The organism is Microbulbifer echini (assembly GCF_041447225.1).
In the GTDB taxonomy this organism is placed as follows: domain Bacteria; phylum Pseudomonadota; class Gammaproteobacteria; order Pseudomonadales; family Cellvibrionaceae; genus Microbulbifer; species Microbulbifer echini.
Window position 1 is genome coordinate 33,829 of the sequence record NZ_JBGMEL010000012.1, and the last position, 18,296, is coordinate 52,124.

General features: G+C 55.5%; 16 protein-coding genes. 15 read left to right on the plus strand and 1 reads right to left on the minus strand.

Features of this window, described 5'->3' with window-relative positions; all coding sequences use genetic code 11:
- The first annotated feature begins 68 nt into the window (after positions 1–68).
- From hscA to tsaA, 15 genes are all read left to right on the plus strand, one after another.
- Positions 69–1,940 (plus strand): Fe-S protein assembly chaperone HscA, encoded by a 1,872-nt coding sequence (gene hscA / locus ACCI51_RS12865; RefSeq protein ID WP_371843908.1) that lies wholly within the window; start codon positions 69–71, stop codon positions 1,938–1,940.
- A gap of 77 nt (positions 1,941–2,017) precedes the next feature.
- Positions 2,018–2,356 carry an ISC system 2Fe-2S type ferredoxin gene (fdx, locus tag ACCI51_RS12870; RefSeq protein ID WP_299581730.1) on the plus strand — a complete coding sequence of 113 codons (339 nt, stop codon included), beginning with the start codon at positions 2,018–2,020 and terminating at the stop codon, positions 2,354–2,356.
- Between the two features lie 26 nt (positions 2,357–2,382).
- A complete protein-coding gene (gene iscX, locus ACCI51_RS12875) occupies positions 2,383–2,577 on the plus strand; it encodes a Fe-S cluster assembly protein IscX (protein ID WP_299581733.1) in 195 nt (64 codons plus the stop codon).
- 199 nt (positions 2,578–2,776) lie between these two features.
- The gene (gene ndk / locus ACCI51_RS12880) at positions 2,777–3,205 is read left to right on the plus strand and encodes a nucleoside-diphosphate kinase (protein WP_299581736.1); all 429 of its coding nucleotides are present in this window, start codon (positions 2,777–2,779) and stop codon (positions 3,203–3,205) included.
- A gap of 64 nt (positions 3,206–3,269) precedes the next feature.
- Positions 3,270–4,388, plus strand: a complete 1,119-nt coding sequence (gene rlmN, locus ACCI51_RS12885) for a 23S rRNA (adenine(2503)-C(2))-methyltransferase RlmN (protein ID WP_371843910.1) — start codon at positions 3,270–3,272, stop codon at positions 4,386–4,388.
- A gap of 582 nt (positions 4,389–4,970) precedes the next feature.
- Complete coding sequence (locus tag ACCI51_RS12890; RefSeq protein WP_371843911.1) at positions 4,971–6,839, plus strand: cytochrome-c peroxidase; 1,869 nt, start codon at positions 4,971–4,973, stop codon at positions 6,837–6,839.
- Positions 6,840–7,205: 366 nt separating this feature from the next.
- Positions 7,206–7,985, plus strand: coding sequence for a type IV pilus biogenesis/stability protein PilW (pilW, locus tag ACCI51_RS12895; RefSeq protein WP_371843912.1), 780 nt, complete (start codon positions 7,206–7,208; stop codon positions 7,983–7,985).
- A complete protein-coding gene (locus ACCI51_RS12900; RefSeq protein WP_371843913.1) occupies positions 7,975–8,928 on the plus strand; it encodes a RodZ domain-containing protein in 954 nt (317 codons plus the stop codon). The genes pilW and ACCI51_RS12900 overlap by 11 nt, the downstream gene beginning before the upstream one ends.
- A gap of 100 nt (positions 8,929–9,028) precedes the next feature.
- On the plus strand, positions 9,029–10,141 hold the full coding sequence (ispG, locus tag ACCI51_RS12905) for a flavodoxin-dependent (E)-4-hydroxy-3-methylbut-2-enyl-diphosphate synthase (RefSeq protein ID WP_371843914.1): 1,113 nt from the start codon (positions 9,029–9,031) through the stop codon (positions 10,139–10,141).
- Positions 10,142–10,206: 65 nt separating this feature from the next.
- Positions 10,207–11,469 carry a histidine--tRNA ligase gene (hisS, locus tag ACCI51_RS12910; protein ID WP_371843915.1) on the plus strand — a complete coding sequence of 421 codons (1,263 nt, stop codon included), beginning with the start codon at positions 10,207–10,209 and terminating at the stop codon, positions 11,467–11,469.
- A gap of 72 nt (positions 11,470–11,541) precedes the next feature.
- A complete protein-coding gene (locus ACCI51_RS12915) occupies positions 11,542–12,252 on the plus strand; it encodes a YfgM family protein (RefSeq protein WP_299581757.1) in 711 nt (236 codons plus the stop codon).
- The gene (bamB, locus tag ACCI51_RS12920) at positions 12,252–13,415 is read left to right on the plus strand and encodes an outer membrane protein assembly factor BamB (RefSeq protein ID WP_299581760.1); all 1,164 of its coding nucleotides are present in this window, start codon (positions 12,252–12,254) and stop codon (positions 13,413–13,415) included. The genes ACCI51_RS12915 and bamB overlap by 1 nt, the downstream gene beginning before the upstream one ends.
- A 138-nt stretch (positions 13,416–13,553) precedes the next feature.
- Entirely contained in the window at positions 13,554–14,948 is a 1,395-nt protein-coding gene (gene der, locus ACCI51_RS12925; protein WP_371843916.1) for a ribosome biogenesis GTPase Der, read from the plus strand.
- Positions 14,949–15,087: 139 nt separating this feature from the next.
- Positions 15,088–16,551, plus strand: coding sequence for an NAD-dependent succinate-semialdehyde dehydrogenase (locus ACCI51_RS12930; RefSeq protein WP_371843917.1), 1,464 nt, complete (start codon positions 15,088–15,090; stop codon positions 16,549–16,551).
- A 54-nt stretch (positions 16,552–16,605) separates the two neighbouring features.
- Positions 16,606–17,304 (plus strand): tRNA (N6-threonylcarbamoyladenosine(37)-N6)-methyltransferase TrmO, encoded by a 699-nt coding sequence (tsaA, locus tag ACCI51_RS12935; RefSeq protein WP_299581768.1) that lies wholly within the window; start codon positions 16,606–16,608, stop codon positions 17,302–17,304.
- A 12-nt stretch (positions 17,305–17,316) separates the two neighbouring features.
- On the opposite strand, the gene ACCI51_RS12940 is transcribed toward tsaA, so the two are convergent.
- Positions 17,317–18,009 (minus strand): phosphatase PAP2 family protein, encoded by a 693-nt coding sequence (locus ACCI51_RS12940; RefSeq protein ID WP_371843918.1) that lies wholly within the window; start codon positions 18,007–18,009, stop codon positions 17,317–17,319.
- Between the last annotated feature and the right edge of the window lie 287 nt (positions 18,010–18,296).

Here is an 18,296-nt window from a genome sequence, read left to right on the forward strand (position 1 = left end):
GAATATAAACCGGGAGCTGGCACAGGCTGTGCCAGCGCGATTAATCCCGATGACAGAAGAGACAAGCAATGGCATTACTGCAGATTTCCGAACCGGGACAGAGCCCCGACCCCCATCAGCGCAAGCACGCAGTGGGTATCGACCTGGGCACCACCAACTCGCTGGTGGCCACGGTGCGCAGCGGCTCGGCAGAGGCCATTGCCGCTGAAGATGGCAGTGTCATTCTGCCCTCGGCGGTACATTACGCCAGCGAGGGGATTACCGTCGGTGCCCAGGCGCGCGCGCGCGCTGCCGCAGACCCCTACAACACTATGTTGTCGATTAAGCGCCTGATGGGGCGCGGAGTGGCCGACGTCAAAAGTCTGGGCGAACAGTTGCCCTACCACTTTTCCGATAGCGATGGCGGTATGCCCACGATTGAAACTGCCGCGGGTCCGGTGAATCCGGTGCAGGTGTCGGCGGAGATCCTTAAAAAGCTGGCCCAGCGCGGTCGTCAGGCACTCTACGGCGCAGAGGGCGGGGAACTCGACGGTGCGGTAATCACGGTCCCAGCCTATTTTGATGACGCCCAGCGTCAGGCCACCAAGGATGCGGCCAAACTGGCTGGCCTCAAGGTATTGCGTCTGCTCAATGAGCCGACCGCCGCTGCCGTGGCCTACGGCCTGGATCAGGGGGAGGAGGGCGTGATTGCCGTCTATGACCTCGGTGGCGGGACCTTTGATATCTCTATTATGCGCCTTTCCCGCGGTGTCTTTGAGGTGATGGCCACCGGTGGCGATACCGCTTTGGGTGGTGACGACTTCGATCGCACCATTGCCGCCTGGATTGCCGATCAGGCGGGACTGGGTACCAACCTGGACGCCATGACTCAGCGGGTATTGCTGGATAGTGCCTGCGCCGCCAAGGAATCCCTGTCCAGGTTTGAACAGGTGGAGGTACGCCACGGGGATTGGCAGGGCGTGCTCGACCGGGAAACGATGGCCTCGCTACTGGACCCGTTGATCGATAAGACTTTGCGCGCCTGTAAAAGGGCCTTGCGCGATGCCGATATTGGTGTTGACGAAGTACAGGAAGTGGTTTTGGTGGGGGGCTCCACTCGCACCCTGCGTGTGCGCGAACGGGTCGAGGGTTACTTTGCTCGTCCTCCCCATGCGGAAATTGACCCGGACCAAGTGGTTGCCATCGGCGCTGCCTTGCAGGCGGATGTGTTGGTGGGCAACAAGTCGGGTGACGATCTGCTGCTGCTGGATGTGATCCCGCTGTCGCTGGGTCTCGAGATCATGGGCGGGTTGACTGAGAAGCTGATCGCGCGCAATACCACTATCCCGGTGGCCAAGGCCCAGGAATTCACCACCTTCAAAGATGGCCAGACCGCGATGGCGATCCATGTGGTGCAGGGGGAGCGGGAACTGGTAAGCGACTGCCGTTCGCTGGCCCGTTTCGAGTTGCGCGGTATTCCTGCGATGGTGGCGGGCGCGGCTCATATCCGCGTCACCTTCCAGGTGGATGCAGACGGTTTGCTGTCTGTGAGCGCTATGGAGAAGAGCAGTGGAGTGAGCGCAGATATTACCGTGAAGCCCTCCTATGGCCTTGAAGACAAAGATATTGCGCGCATGTTGCAGGAGTCCTACACCCACGCAAAGGAAGATATTGCCCTGCGCGCTCTACGCGAGGCCCAGGTGGAGGCGGAGCGCACGCTCGAGAGCTTGCTGATTGCTCTGCGTGAAAACGGCGCCCAGCTGCTTGAAGAGCGTGAGTTGAGTGAACTGGAGCATGCCATGGAAGCCCTGCGCTTGGCGCATAACGGCGGCGATGCCGAGGAAATCCGTTTGCGAATGGAGTCACTCAACAAACTGTCCGAGCCCTTTGCCGCGAGGCGTATGGATGCCTCGATCAAGCGTGCCATGCGGGGGCACAGCCTGGACGAATTTGATAAATAAGAGGTGGGCGCATAGCCTGCACAACCTGCGGCCGGGGCTCGCCCCCGTCGGATTGAGACCATAGAGAGTCAGTACCTATGCCGAAGATAGTATTTTTACCCCATCCAGAAATGTGCCCCGAGGGTAAAGTGGTGGAAGCGAAGAGCGGCGTCAGTGTGATCGACGCGGCGCTCGCCAATGATATCGAGATTGAACACGCCTGCGAAAAGGCTTGCGCCTGTACCACCTGCCACGTGATTGTGCGGGAGGGCTTCTACTCTCTGGAAGAGCCCGATGAGCTGGAAGAGGATTTACTGGATAAGGCCTGGGGACTGGAACCCGAGTCGCGTCTATCCTGCCAGGCAATCGTAGAAGATGAGGACCTGGTGGTTGAGATTCCCAAGTACACCATCAATCAGGTGTCTGAAAAGCACTGATAACAGCGGGTGAGGAAGCCAAGCCGATGAAGTGGACAGATATTCACGATATTGCCATTGAACTCTGTGAAACGCATGAAGATGTAGATCCGCTCACGGTCAATTTTGTTGACCTGCGCAACTGGGTGGTGGCCCTGCCGGGTTTTGACGACGACCCCGGCCGCTGCGGTGAGAAGATCCTTGAGGCGATTCAGGCCGCCTGGATCGAGGAGCGCGAATAGCCAGACCGGGTTCAGTAGGGTATTGGTATTGGAGTACAAAAGTCGATCAATACCCCGTATAATCCGCCGGCCGCGAAAAGCGGTGATTAAAAATTGAGTACCCCGCGGTGGGTATGAAAGGAATATCACGGAAGAGCAACTGAGCAGGTTGCTCTTTCTATATGTAAGTTCAGTTACAAAAATTAATTTGGAGATAACCATGGCCCTGGAGCGTACTCTTTCTATCATTAAGCCGGACGCAGTAGCCAAAAATGTCATCGGTGAAATCGAGAGCCGTTTTGAAAAAGCCGGTCTGAGCATTGTTGCCATGAAAATGGTTCACCTGTCCCAGGAGAAGGCCGAAGGCTTTTACGCTGAGCACAAAGAACGCCCTTTCTTCAAAGACTTGGTTGACTTCATGACCTCCGGTCCGGTTGTTGTACAGGTTCTGGAAGGTGAAAACGCCATCCTGGCTAACCGCGATCTGATGGGGGCTACTAATCCGAAAGAAGCGACCGCCGGCACCATCCGCGCCGACTTCGCGGACAGCATCGACGCCAACGCCGTACACGGTTCCGATTCCGCTGAATCTGCTGCTCGCGAAGTGAGCTACTTCTTCGCAGATGACGAAATCTGCCCGCGCGCTTAATTCGCGTACTGCAATCGCATCGGCCCGCTCGGGCCGGTGCAATTCTTCCCCCGAGGTGAACCGAATGACCACTGAGAAAACCAACCTGCTCGGCCTTTCCGTTGAAAAGCTGGCCGCCTTTTTTGACTCATTGGGCGAGAAGCGCTTCCGCGCTGTTCAGGTTTTAAAGTGGATACACCAGAATGGGGTGGACGATTTTGCTGAGATGACCAATGTCAGCAAGACCCTGCGTCAGAAATTGACGGAAGTGGCTGAGGTTCGCGCACCAAAAGTGTTGAATCAGTGGGACTCCGCCGATGGCACGCGCAAGTGGTTGATCGAAGTCGAAGGTGGCAATGCCATCGAGACCGTTTATATCCCCGATGGTGAGCGGGGCACTCTATGTGTTTCTTCCCAGGTGGGGTGCTCCCTGGATTGCAGCTTCTGCGCGACCGGTAAGCAAGGTTTTAACCGCGATTTGACCGCGGCAGAAATTATTGGACAGGTGTGGATCGCCTGTAAATCTTTCGGCCAACTGGACCCGAAAGGTCCGCGCAAAGTCACCAACGTGGTGATGATGGGGATGGGCGAGCCGCTGCTCAACTTCGACAATGTGGTCGATGCCATGAACCTGATGATGGAAGACAACGCTTACGGTATCTCCAAGCGCCGCGTGACCCTGTCTACCTCCGGAGTAGTGCCGGCACTGGACCGCCTCGCCGATGTGACCGATGTAAGCCTGGCGATCTCTCTGCACGCGCCCAACGACGAACTGCGCAACGAGCTGGTGCCGATCAATAAAAAATACCCGATAGCGGTATTGCTGGATTCCGCCAAGCGCTATATCGAGAAGATGCCGGATACCCACCGCAAGATGACCATCGAATATACCCTGATGCGCGAGATCAACGACCGTCCGGAGCACGCCGAAGAATTGGCAGAATTGCTGCGGGAGATTCCGGTAAAGATCAACTTGATCCCTTTCAATCCGTTCGAACTCTCCGATTACCAGCGCGTGAGTAACAACGCTCTGCGTCGGTTCCAACAGATTTTGCTCGACAAGGGCTATACCGTTACCGTGCGCACCACCCGCGGCGACGATATCGACGCGGCCTGTGGGCAGCTGGCCGGCAGTGTGAATGATCGCACCCGCCGTTCCGAGCGCTATCGCAATGCCGAACGTCCGGTGCGTATCGTTGGCTGAATATCAACGCCTTTTCTAAGCCTGTGAAGCCGGTCCGTGGTTATTTTTCTGGCCGGCTCGTGAATATCCCTCCCGGTCTGGCCCCTTCTATTGGTGGCTTTTTCTGGCTGCGCTAAGTCAGAACTAAAAATATCCGATTCCCCGAATAGCTCTTCCCTGGCGACTGCCAACTTTGCCTACAATTTTGTTTTTAACTTTGACTTCTAACTGAGATTGATCCTGTCCAGTTGCCTGTGAGTCTGATTGCGCGGCAGTTGGCGATCTGGATGTGTGGAAGATCCTCTCCGTTTGTGTAGGAACTTCTCATTGCTGAAGCCCAATATGAGCCCTGCAGCGCTTTGCGACAGTTTCAACAGATTGTGGCAAAGAAACACTTTAGGGTAGCGTCAAACGCATTTAGCGGTAGTCGTCGGTCTTTCTTGATCTACGGTTACCCTTTGGTGTCAACCTGGGCACTTATCCCTGCGTTGATGGTCCAGATTTTTCTGATAATAATTCAATCGACGGGGTTAGCTGGGGTCTATGCAGGCTGCAACATTCCATTTCAAATTATCCACTTCATTACTACTCAGAGTATTGGTCTTGCCACTGTTTCTGTTGGCGGTTGGCTGTAGTTCCGGTTCCTCCGATGGAGGTGACAGCAGTGATGCGGAAACTGTGGAGGGCGATACGGGCTCCGGTGGCAATACCGGCACAGATTCTGATGATAATACGGGCACCGATACCGATACGGATACAGAAACTGGGCAGAGCAGTGCCCCGCAGGAGCTGATCGCCAACGCCTTTTCCGGGACCAGTATCGGCCTATCCTGGCAGCGCGACGGTGTGACTTACCGTATTTATCGCGGCGGTGAAAAAATTGCCGAAACCAGCAGCGCTTTCTATGTGGACCAAGGGTTGTCGGTCAATACCGAGTACAGCTACGCGGTGACCAGCGGTGATCTGGACAACGACGAACAGACGGCGCGGGCCAGCGCAAAAACCCTGATCAATAACAGCAATAGCGGTCTTAACAATGGTGCGGTAACGGTACCGGTCCTCGAGCGCCTGGTGAACTTAGACGAATGTAAAAATGTTCGCAGTGCCCTGGATTTATTGGATGAGGATCTGGATACCTGTCTGGAGGCTATGTTGGAATTGAATAACATGGCGGGGCACTTGCAGGATATGCGCGCTTTTGCCGCCAGGGTCCGCAGTGAACAGGACCCGGCCATGATCGAGCTGGGTATGCGCCTGTTTTACAGTAAATCCCTCAGTGCCAATGACGATGTGGCCTGTGCCTCCTGCCACCACGCCGCAGTTGGCTGTAGCGGTGACAATCTCTCTATGCCCGTTGGTGTGAATCCAGTGGATTCCGCACTGATTGGTCCCGGTCGCTCGGACGGTATCAACGAAGTGCCCATCGTTCCCAGAAACGCCCAGCCTATTTGTAACGTGGGGTTGTGGAGCCAGGGGCTCTTCTGGGATAACCGGGTTGCGCTCACCGATCGCGGAGTGCGCACCGATTCGCGGGATGTCAGCCTCAATACCGAAGCGGCGGTAGGCACAGGTACTCTGGCGCTGATGATGGCACAGGCACACTTTCCAATAACCAATCCAGCGGAGATGGGCGATGTCACCCAGTTCGGTTATGACGCGAGCAGCGATAGTGGCAACACCAATTATCGCGAGGATATAGTGGCGGCCAATCTGGGACGGGAGTCCTGGAGTGCATTGTTTAGCGCAGCTTTTGGTGATGACCAAATTACTTTCAGCCGCATAGCGCAGGCTATCGCGGCGTTTGAAGCGGTGCAGCTTTTTATAGATAACCCATTTTTCGATTATGTGGATGGTGACTCGAGCGCCCTCGACAGTGATGAGAAGCGTGGTGCGATTACTTTTATGTCGGGGAATTCCGGCTGTACTAATTGTCACGCGGGGGCATTTTTCACCTCGGAAGGCCCGCGTCCCGCAAACTATCCACAAATTGGTATAGGTACCGATGAGAATGGCAGTGGGGCAGATCTGGGGGCAAATGGTGCGGGTGCTTTCCGGCCGCCAACACTGCTGAATGTGGCGATCACAGGTCCCTGGGGGCACAGTGGTCAATTCGCTACCCTGCGCAGAAATGTCGAGCACTATCGTGATCGCGCGGCCTCCATTAACCAATACTACGCCAATAGTGAAATGTGTGATTTGGCGCAATTTGAGCATCTGGCAAACTGCGCCACTAAAGTGGCACCCAATGGCCTTGCGCTCTCCCAGGCCATTCTCGCGGCCAATGGTGGTGATGCGGGCAATAACCTCAGCGACACGGAGATCGATCTGGTCGTGCGCTTTTTGGGAACATTGACAGATCCAGATGCCGCCAACAGCGCATCCAACTCCATCCGCACATTGATCCCCCCCCGCGATGGTGGACCCGACGGCCGGCAGCTGGATGCAAAAGATGGGGCGGGCAACGCATTGTAGTACTGGAGTCCTACTTCAAAAGTTATTGATTTTTCTGGTGAGCCTGGGGCTCATCGGATTGTCATTTGTGGGGCTAGTCCACGATTTTCTTGATTTTCCAGTGGCTGGGGGCTGGGCTAACTGGAATTTATTAGGGGTACACTGCTGAAACTAACAGTACTTTGCGGCACTATAGATAAAGGGATCGGATTAAAGGACCGCTGGCCTAGACAGCATCGTGATTCAGCGAGTGGGTGACTCTGAAGCCCCCCTTTGCCGGTGAGGTATCATCATGGCTTCTATTCGGGCTTGCCCCGATTGTGATTGGAACCGGTCTTTTCTTGATCCCCAAACGGATAGATAAAAAATAAATTTACGGGTGATGTTGTGTCTGCAAAATTTTTTGGCCTGCCTTTGCTTGGGCTGATACTCGCCGCTTTGCTGGGGGGATGTGTGACCACCGGGATGCCTGAACGCCGGGAAGTTAATCTGGAGAATGCACTGGAAACCCACGTTCAGCTCGGTATTCGCTATCTGCAGAGCGATGAGAATCGCGAGCTGGCCCGCCGCCATTTCAATAAGGCTCTGGAATTGGGCAGAAAGAACCCCATGGCCCACCACGGCCTGGCTCTGTTGTATCAAGCTGATGGTGAACTGAAAGTGGCGGAATCCCACTTTAAAAAGGCCCTGCGCTACGATGATGACTTCTCAATGGCGCGTACCAATTATGGTGTTTTCCTCTATCAGCAGGAGCGATACGAGGCTGCGCTGGAGCAGTTTCGCCAGGCCTCTGCCGACCTGACCTATAACCGCCGCTTTTTTGCCCTGGTTAATTACGGCCGTACAGCCGGCCGTTTGGGTATGGTGGAGGAGGCCGAGAGGGCCTACACCCGTGCGTTGGCTCTCAATGGAAATCTGCCGGTTGCCTTATTGGAGCTGGCGGAGCTCAAATATGGGTCCGGCGATTATGCCGTGGCCAAGCAGTATCTCGATAAATACAGTGAGAGCAGCCGCCAGACACCGCAGTCCCTGTGGTTGGGAGTCCGGATCGAGAAGGTGTTTGGCAACCGCGACAAGGAGCTCAGTTACGCCCTTGCGCTGAAAAATTTGTACCCGTACTCTGCGGAAACACTGAAATATCAGGAGTTGAGTGGTAATGACGGATAGCAGTTCCGTGCACCGCGACAGCGGCCAAAGCGAATCCAATACACAGCTGTCTCCCGGCACTATGCTGCGCGCAGCGCGCGAGGCGGCCGGGTTATCCCGCGAGGAGCTTTCCCAGCGCCTGTGTATTATTGATAACACCGTGGAGTGGCTCGAAAGCGATCTCTATGAACGCCAGCCGGAGGCTGTTTATGCGCGGGGTTATATCCGCAATATCTGCCGGGAGCTGAGTATTGATTCTGTACCTGTGCTCTCTGCTTATGATGCTGCGCGTCCGAAGCGGCCGACGCGCAAAGATTCGAGTCGTATCGAAATCAAAGCCGATGCTCTGCGTCCGGCGCGCAAACGTGGGCAGGGCTTTTTGGCACTGCTGCCGCTAGTAGCGGTGGGCGGCGTTTTCTGGTGGCTCTACGGGGGCCCGGTGACTATTCCCGCTCTGCAGAACTCTGCCGAGCAAAGTGCGCCGGTTGCGCAAACCAATCAAATACGCTCCGTGCCCAGGGAAACCAGCCAAGAGGAGCCCACTTCGATTGACGTGTCTCTGGCCGAGGCTCCCGAATTGCAGCACCAGGCTGCACCGCAACCGGCGGTAGAGGCGGTGGCGGCTACAGAGGAATCGGCACCTTCTACTGCGGAGATCACCGAGCAATCGATAGAGTCGGCGGAGCAGCTTCCCGCAGAAGTCGCCCAGCTGGACAAACAGCTGCAAGGGGCTCTGTTGCTCAGTTTTGATGAGGACTCCTGGATTGAAGTGAAGGACGCCGAGGGCGTTGTACTACTTGCCGGCGTGCAGGCCGCAGGCAGCTCCAAGACCCTGGACGGACGCGCGCCCTTTGAATTGATGCTCGGTAACGCCGGCGCCACCAAGGTGGTTTACCGCGAGCAAACCATCGATAGTGGCCCCATCGGCAACCGCCGGACCCGCCGCCTGATCGTAGGCGATTAAAGGGATCTTCGCGGTTTGGGCGCGAACCCTGTAGGTTTGCGCCCAATCTCTCTATAATCTCTCCCTCGATTTTTTAGCAGCAATACTGCCAGGTCAGCCTATGCAATTTGAATCTCCCATTGTCCGCCGCAAGTCGCGCCAGATCATGGTAGGTAATGTGCCGGTTGGGGGCGATGCCCCAATCTCGGTGCAGAGCATGACCAATACCGAAACCTGTGATGTGCCCGCCACTGTGGGCCAGATTCAGCGCTTAGAGAACGCCGGTGCCGATATTGTGCGGGTCTCCGTGCCCAGCATGGAGGCCGCCGAGGCTTTCGGGGAAATAAAAAAACAGGTGAATGTCCCGTTGGTAGCGGATATTCATTTCGATTACCGCATCGCCTTGCGCGTGGCCGATTTGGGTGTAGATTGCCTGCGCATCAACCCCGGTAATATCGGCCGTGAAAAGCGCATTCGCGCGGTGGTAGATAAAGCTCGCGACCTGAATATTCCGATTCGTATCGGCGTGAACGCGGGTTCCCTGGAAAAAGACCTTCAGAAAAAATACGGCGAGCCCACTCCCGATGCCCTGGTGGAGTCCGCCCTGCGCCATGTCGATATCCTCGACAGCCTGAACTTTCAGGACTTCAAGGTCAGCGTAAAGGCCTCAGATATCTTTATGGCCACCGCCGCCTATCGCAAACTGGCGCAGCAGATTGAGCAGCCCTTGCACTTGGGGATTACCGAAGCTGGCGGCCTGCGTGCCGGCACGGTCAAATCCGCAATCGGTCTCGGTGCTCTGCTGCTCGATGGCATTGGCGATACCTTGCGCGTCTCCCTAGCGGCGGACCCGGTGGAAGAGGTCAAGGTGGGCTGGGACTTACTCAAGAGCCTGCGTCTGCGCAACAAGGGCATCAACTTTATTGCCTGCCCCAGCTGCTCGCGCCAGAATTTCGATGTGGTAAAAACCATGAACGAGCTGGAGACGCGCCTGGAGGATGTCACCACACCGTTGGATGTGGCGGTGATCGGCTGTATCGTCAATGGTCCCGGCGAAGCGAAGGAGGTGGATATCGGCCTTACCGGTGGTACCCCGAGTCACGCCGTCTATGTAGACGGACAGCCGGACCGAAAATTCAAGAATGAGAATCTGGTGGATGACCTGGAGCGCCTGATCCGTGAAAAAGCGGCAGCCAAGGCTGAGCGCGAAGCGGACATTATTGCCAAGGCGTAACGGGCCCAGCCTGGGGCGTCGCATCCGAATCGTTGTATTGAGAAATTAGATATTAAGGAACAGCGTTGAAACAACTTCGCGCAATTCGCGGCATGAACGACCTGCTGCCGGAACAGTCCCCGGCTTGGCAGTATGTGGAAGCCACCCTGAGTGAACTCTTTGGTCGCTACGGTTATAGCGAGATCCGCACGCCTACCCTGGAGGCGACCCAGCTGTTCAGCCGCGCGGTAGGCGAGGCCACCGATATTGTCGAAAAGGAGATGTACACCTTCGAGGACAAGAGCGGTGACAGTGTCACCCTGCGCCCCGAGGGAACCGCCGGCACCGTGCGCGCGGCGATCCAGAGCAATCTGCTGATCCAGCCCCAGCGCCTATGGTATTTCGGTCCCATGTTCCGCTATGAGCGCCCGCAGAAGGGGCGTCTGCGCCAATTTCACCAATTTGGTGTGGAAGTATTCGGCATTGAAGGCCCGGATATCGACGCGGAAATTCTGATTATGACTGCCCGTTTGTGGCGTCAGCTGGGTATCAGTGAACAGGTCATCCTGCAGTTGAACTCTCTGGGTAACTCCGACAGCCGCGCCGCCTACCGCGATGCCCTGGTGGTCTACCTGAGCGAACGCCGCGAGCTGCTGGATGAAGACAGTCAGCGCCGTCTGGAGCGCAATCCCCTGCGGATTCTCGATAGTAAAAATGCGCAAACCCAGGAACTGCTTGCTGATGCGCCCTGTCTACTGGACTTCCTCGACGAGGAATCCGCCGCCCATTTCACCCAGCTGCGCGCGTTGCTGGATGCGGCGGGAGTGAAGTACGAGATCAATTCCAAGTTGGTGCGCGGTCTCGACTACTACGGCAAAACCGTTTTCGAATGGGTTACAGACAGCCTCGGTGCCCAGGGTACCGTCTGTGCCGGCGGCCGCTATGATGGTTTGGTGGAACAGATGGGGGGTAAACCCACGCCAGCGGTGGGCTTTGGCCTCGGTGCCGAACGCCTGGTTCTGATGCTGGAGACCCTGAATGTGCTGCCCGAGAGCTTGGTGCAACAGGTAGATGCCTACCTGGTGGCTGTGGGTGATGTACAATCAGCCGCCTTGGCCGCTGCAGAGCAATTGCGCGACGATCTGCCCTGGCTGCGCCTGCAGGCGCACTGTGGTGGTGGGAGCTTTAAGAGCCAAATGAAGAAAGCCGATAAAAGCGGTGCCGATTACGCACTGATTATTGGCGAAGATGAGGCTGCAAACGGTCAGATAACCGTGAAGTATCTGCGTTCCGACCAACAGCAGCAGACTCTCGCACTGACAGAGCTGGCGGCATTGCTGCAGGGCTGATTCAAATACTCAGGGTGGCGGAGATCCCCCCGCCGGGAAAGTTAGAAAACCACAGGAAAGGCGATTTACCCAATGTCTGAGCATCTTACCGAACAAGAACAAATAGAAACGCTGAAGCGCTGGTGGGCGGAAAACGGCAGAGGCATCGTTACCGGTGTGGTCCTGGCTCTGGTTGGCTATTTTGGCTACCAGTGGTGGCAGGGCGACCAGCGCGCCAAGGCAGAGGCGGCTTCCGACCTCTACCAGGGCTTTATCGAAGCGGTTTCCGCCAACAATGGTCAGCCGGACAACAAGCAGCTGACCACCGCGAAATCCCTCGCCGAGCAGCTGAAAAATGAATTTGGCCGCCGCATTTATGCCAGTCAGGCTTCCCTGCGCCTGGCTGCCATCGCCGCCGACAACAATGATCTGGAGGCGGCACAAGCGCAGCTGGAGTGGGTACTCGATAATACCAAGGAAAGCGCCCTGGAGCTGCTGGCCAAGCGCCGCCTAGCCACCGTGATTGCCGCGCGCGGCAACCCGGATGAAGCGTTAAAAATGATCGGGGGCAGCGTGCCTCCGGCTTTTGCCGCCCTATACTCCGAGACTCGCGGCGATATTCTCAGGCAGAAAGGCGATGACGCCGGTGCGCGCAGCGCCTATGAGCAGGCGCTCTCTGAGCTACTGCCAGAGCAGGCGGGTAGTACTCAGCTGCTGCGGCTCAAAGTTGATAGTCTGGCCGTAGCCAGTGGTGATGAGCAGGAACAGAAGCAAAGCGAACCAGCACCTGAGGGAGACGAGTGATGGGATTTCTGAATCGCGCAGCGGGGCGCACGGCCGCGGTTGCCCTGGCGGTAGCCCTGGGTGCCTGCGCCTCCAATGAGAGCAAGGAAGATGTTGAGCCGGTGGAACTGGCGGATATCACCACCAGTGTTGAGCTACGCGAAGTCTGGTCCGCTGATGTGGGCAGTATCGATGAGAAACGCTACGCCATGCTGCAGCCCGGACTGGCCGATGGCAAGTTGGTAGCCGCTAGCAGCGATGGTGAGATCACCGCTTTCGATCGCAGTAGTGGTAGACCTCACTGGGAAACCGACCTGGATATTGAGTTGAGCGGTGGCGTTGGTGTCGGCCTGGGCCTTGCCGTGGTGGTGGACTACCGCGGTCGCGCTGTGGCTCTGGACCTGAACAACGGCGCAGAGCTGTGGAAATATCAGGTATCTGGTGAAGTGGTCTCCGCCCCTGCGGTTGGCTCCGGTGTTGTCGTTTTGCAAACCGTTGACGGCAAGCTGGTAGGGCTCGATGCGAGCAATGGTGAGGAGTTGTGGAGTCACAACACCACCTTGCCGGTTCTTACCCTGCGCGGCACCGCGGCGCCCGTAATCAGCGGTGGCCTGGTGATCGCCGGTCTCGACAACGGCAAATTGGTTGCCCTGGATGCGCGCGACGGTATTCCCCGCTGGGAGCAACGTGTCGCCATTCCCCAGGGTTCCGCCGAGCTGGAGCGGGTTGTGGATATTGATGGATCGCCGGTAGTACGCGGTGACCTGGTATTTGCTGCCAGTTACCAGGGGCGCGTTGTCGCTCTATCCAAGGAAAACGGACGTGGTCTCTGGGCGCGCGATGCCTCTACGCACCACGGGTTGGCTGTCGGTGGTGGTCACGTCTTCCTGAGCGGAGCCTCAGGCAGTGTGTACGCTTACAATGTGGGCGCGGGCCAGATTACTTGGAGCAACAACGAACTGTTGCGGCGTGAGTTGAGCGGCCCGGCTTACTTTCAGGATGTTGTTGTTGTCGGCGACCTCGAAGGTTACCTACATGTTCTCGATCCCAACTCCGGCCAGTTCATCGGCCGTGAAGAGGTCGATGGCGACGCGATTCGAATCCCCATGCTGGTGGATGGCGACCTGCTGTTTGTCCTCTCGGACGACGGTAAACTGGTTGCCCTGCGCCTCGCACAGAGTTAATCGCACAGTATTGACTTGGCGGGCGTGAGTCCGCCACCGGGCTGAGGCCCGCAAAAGGAGCCTGCACTGCAGGCGAATTGAAATCGCCCGCCCCGTGCGGGCGTTTGTATTTATTTATTAGGCTAAAGCCAGAATTCTATGCTGCCAGTTATCGCCCTGGTCGGGCGCCCCAACGTGGGCAAATCCACACTGTTCAATCGTCTTACCAAGAGCCGCGACGCCTTGGTGGCCAACTACGCCGGTTTGACCCGCGATCGCAAATACGGCGAGGCCGAAGTCGATGGGCACAAGCTACTCCTCGTCGACACCGGCGGTATTTCCGGCGGTGAAGAGGGTATCGATGCGGCCATGGCGCAGCAATCCATGCAGGCCATTGAAGAGGCCGATATCGTCCTGTTCCTGGTGGATAGCCGCGATGGCCTGACACCAGCGGATCAAATGATTGCCGAGCGGTTGCGCACCCGCTCTAAGCCGACCCTCCTGGTTGCCAACAAGGTCGATGGGGTCAACCCGGATATTGCCCTTGCGCCCTTCTATGAACTGGGTATTGGCGAACTATTCCCAACCACGGCCACTCACGGCCGCGGTGTACGCAGCCTGATGCAGCGTGTGGTGGAGGATCTGCCTGAACCGGCAGTGGAAGAGGAGGCCGAAGAGGCCACCGGTATTAAAATCGCCATTGTCGGGCGCCCCAATGTGGGTAAATCCACCCTGGTTAACCGTCTGCTCGGCGAGGACCGCGTGGTGGTTTACGACCAGCCGGGCACCACTCGCGACAGTGTCTATATCAATTACGAGCGAGACGAGAAGCCCTACACGCTGATCGATACCGCGGGTATTCGCCGCCGCAAGAATATCAAAGAGACCGTCGAGAAGTTCTCTATCGTCAAAACCCTTCAGGCGGTGGAAGACGCCAATGTAGTGGTTTTGGTGGTCGATGCCGGCGAAGGCCTGGTGGATCAGGATATGCACCTGATGGGCAGTGTGATTCAGGCCGGACGCGCTTTGGTGGTGGCCCTGAACAAGTGGGATGGCTTGGAGGCCGATCACCGCGACTATGTGAAAGCGGAATTGGAGCGCCGCCTGCGCTTTGTTGAATTTGCCGATGTGCACTTTATTTCCGCGCTGCACGGTACCGGTGTCGGACACCTGTACGAGTCTATCGAGGCCGCCTACCAGAGCGCTACGGACAAGCTTTCCACCAACCACCTCACACGTATCCTGCAATGGGCGGTTAGTGAGCACCAACCACCTTTGGTGCACGGACACCGTATTAAGCTGCGCTATGCGCACGCTGGGGGTCAGAATCCGCCAGTGATCGTGATCCACGGAAACCAGACCGAGCAGGTGCCGGCGCACTATGTGCGCTACCTGGAAAAGACTTTCCGCAAGGCCCTGGATCTGCATGGCACGCCGGTGAAAATCGAGTTCCGCACCGGAAGTAACCCCTATGCGGGCAATAAAAATAAACTGACCGACCGACAAAAGGCCAAAAAGCGTCGTTTGATGAAGTTTGTGAAAAAGAAAAAATAATGCTGTAAACGTCAGTCAGTCATAGTGTCGTCAATCCCCCCCTAGTGTTGCACTGCGGGGGGCACATTACGGGTTACTATCCTTAGCGGTTGATCGCGGTGTTGACCGGGATCAGGGAAGAGACCATAAGGAGATGGCGATGCTGGAGCTGAATAACCCCGCGCTGCTGCGCACCCAGTCTTATATTAATGGCCAGTGGATCGATGCTGATTCCGGCAACACTTTCGATGTTACCGACCCCGCTACCGGCAAGGTGGTTGCCAGCGTAGCTAACCTCGGTGCCGAGGAAACCCGCCGTGCTATCGAGGCGGCCAATGCTGCCTGGCCCGCCTGGGCCGCGACTCCGGTCAAGGAACGGGCCAAGTTGCTGCGGCGCTGGTACAACCTGATTATCGACAATACCGAAGACCTGGCTAAAATTCTCACCGCGGAACAGGGCAAGCCACTATCCGAATCGCGTACTGAGATTGTCTATGGTGCCAACTATATCGAGTGGTTTGCCGAAGAGGCCAAGCGCGCTTACGGGGACGTCATAGCCCCACCTGCCAACGACCGCCGTATCGTGGTGATCAAGCAGCCGGTGGGAGTCACCTGCTCAATCACTCCGTGGAATTTCCCCAATGCCATGATTGCCCGCAAAGTGGCTCCGGCACTAGCTGCCGGTTGCCCGTTTATCGCCAAGCCGGCTCATGAGACACCGCTGTCAGCCCTGGCGTTGGCGGTGTTGGCGGAAGAAGCGGGTATTCCCTCCGGTATTTTCAATATTGTGGCAGGAGAGTCTGCCAAAGATATCGGTATCGAGATGACCAGGAATCCCCTGGTACGCAAGTTCACTTTTACTGGTTCCACGGGGGTAGGCAAGCAGCTGCAGGCACAATGTGCCGAAACCATGAAGAAAACCTCCATGGAGTTGGGCGGTAATGCGCCGTTTATTGTCTTTGATGATGCGGATCTGGATGAGGCGGTGAAAGGCGCCATCATCTGTAAATATCGCAATGCCGGACAAACCTGTGTGTGCGCAAACCGTATTTTTGTTCAGGCAGGGGTCTATGAAGCATTTGCAGAGAAGTTTATCCAGGCGGTGAATAAGCTCACCATGGGTAATGGTTTTACCGATGGCACAGATATCGGGCCTATGATTACTGTCAAAGCGGTACAAAAAGTCGAGAGCTTGGTAGAAGACGCCTTACAAAAAGGCGCTAAGACTTTGGTTGCCGGCGGCCCAGCTTCACTGGGTGAACAGTTCTATGCGCCTATGGTGCTGGGCGATGCCAATGAAAAAATGCAGTTGTTTAAAGAAGAAATTTTTGGTCCGGTTGCGCCTTTGTTCAAATTCTCGACTGAAGAAGACGTAATCCGCATGGCCAATGATACTGAGTTCGGTCTCGCGTCTTATTTTTACTCGCGCGATATTGGGCGAATTTGCCGGGTGTCTGAGGCACTGGAGTACGGCATGGTGGGCGTAAACGAGGGGATTATTTCTAATGAAATGGCTCCATTCGGTGGTGTGAAGGCGTCCGGCCAAGGGCGAGAAGGCTCTAAATACGGTATAGAGGATTACCTGGAAATAAAATATCTGTGTCTTGGTGGTATTGATCAGTAAACCCCGGTAACTGGTTTAAAATGCCCGGCTCATTACTGCTTGCCTGGAAGTTTTATGGTTGTTGAGCCTATTGCGCGCGTGCACTCTTGTTTTGGTGAAAAATTTGGCGTTCCCCGGCAGCCCCAGCTTGCCGATGCCAGTCGCGCCTGTATCGAACTGCTGCCTCCGCTGAATATCGCGGAAGCAGTTGCCGGCCTTGAGGAAAACAGCCATATTTGGGTGGTTTTCCAATTTCACCAAGCCGCTGGGCAGTGGTCCGCCAAGGTGCGCCCCCCGCGCCTCGGCGGCAACAAAAAACTTGGCGTTCTCGCCACACGCTCCCCTTTTCGTCCAAATAACATAGGCCTCTCAGTAGTTCGTCTACTGGAGGTGCGCATCTCTCCAAAAGTAGAGTTGATCGTGGGTGGTGCCGATCTGGTAGATGGCACACCGGTGTTGGATATCAAGCCCTACGTGCCTTACGCCGATGCCCTGCACCATGCGGAAAGTGCTTTTGCTGATGCCGCCCCCACATTAACCGCAGTAAATATCCCAGAAGCGATTCTTCACCAAGCCAAAGCTTATAAAGATGACTGGGGTACCAATCTGCCGAGGTTAATTGAGCAGGTACTAGCTCAGGACCCCAGGCCTGCCTATCAGAAAAACGATCCACAGCGTATTTATGGTATGGCACTGTGCGGTTTCAATTTGTGTTGGCGTTATACAGAGAACGAAATAGAAGTAGTTTCTTTAGACGTGCTGTCAATAAGTTGAGGCTAACGAGCATCAGACTCTGCGTGACCAAAGTTTAAAGCCAATGAATAGAAATACAGTGATACACAACCAGTAGACATAGATCAGTAAATAGTGCTCTTTCACATACCGTAATAGGTTAATTAATGAAGGAGACAGATAGATGGTTAGTGCACTGACAGCTATACCTAAAAGAAGGCCGGCCAAAGCATCGCTGGGGTGATGAACACCCAGATAAGGACGTAGAAATAGTATTGCAGGAATTAGCCAGCCCAATACTAGCACCGACACCCAGCCTAATTGGCTGCAGATAACAATTACGCTGACTGATGTCCATAGTACATGGCCGGAGGGAAAGCTTTCTGACTCTTTAGAGCCGGTACTCAGATCTCTGTTGGTGATTTGAATGCCGAGTTTTTTTTGCAGGTCCTTGTTGGCGTAAGGACGTAACCTTTTAAAGTGAATTTTTATTGGATTAAATATAATATTGCTGACAATCAGGGCAAACATTAACAGGATGGAGATGTTTTCCAGGCGCATATTGCCAAACAGCTCACCGGCGGCGGCAAAAAAAACTACTGAAAGTATCCAGAAAGGTGCATCTCCAATTCGGATTAGTAGTTTTATAAGTTGGGGATTTCTAAAGTCGTGTTGATGAGCCCACTTAAGTAGACTTCGATCTAAGTGGGCTAAATAATTTCCCATTTGCTTAAAGGTACTTTTCATGAAGCTGAAATCTGACTGATGAGAAGTTTAATGGGGTACCTCTGCTTAATTGCTGTATAAAGACCATTGCCTATTGTAGGTTGCTTTTACTCCATGTCATGCATATCAATAGTGAATGTATGGGAATTGTTTTTAGGTGGAATAAATAATAATCAGACTGTTTGGGCATATAGCTAGCAGGAATTAATTCACAAAGGCTCAAAGCCCACATCAAACGAGGTGGAGTATTAATATGTCACTCAATTTCAAGGGAATTGCAATACCATCCGCTCTGTAATCGCATAAGA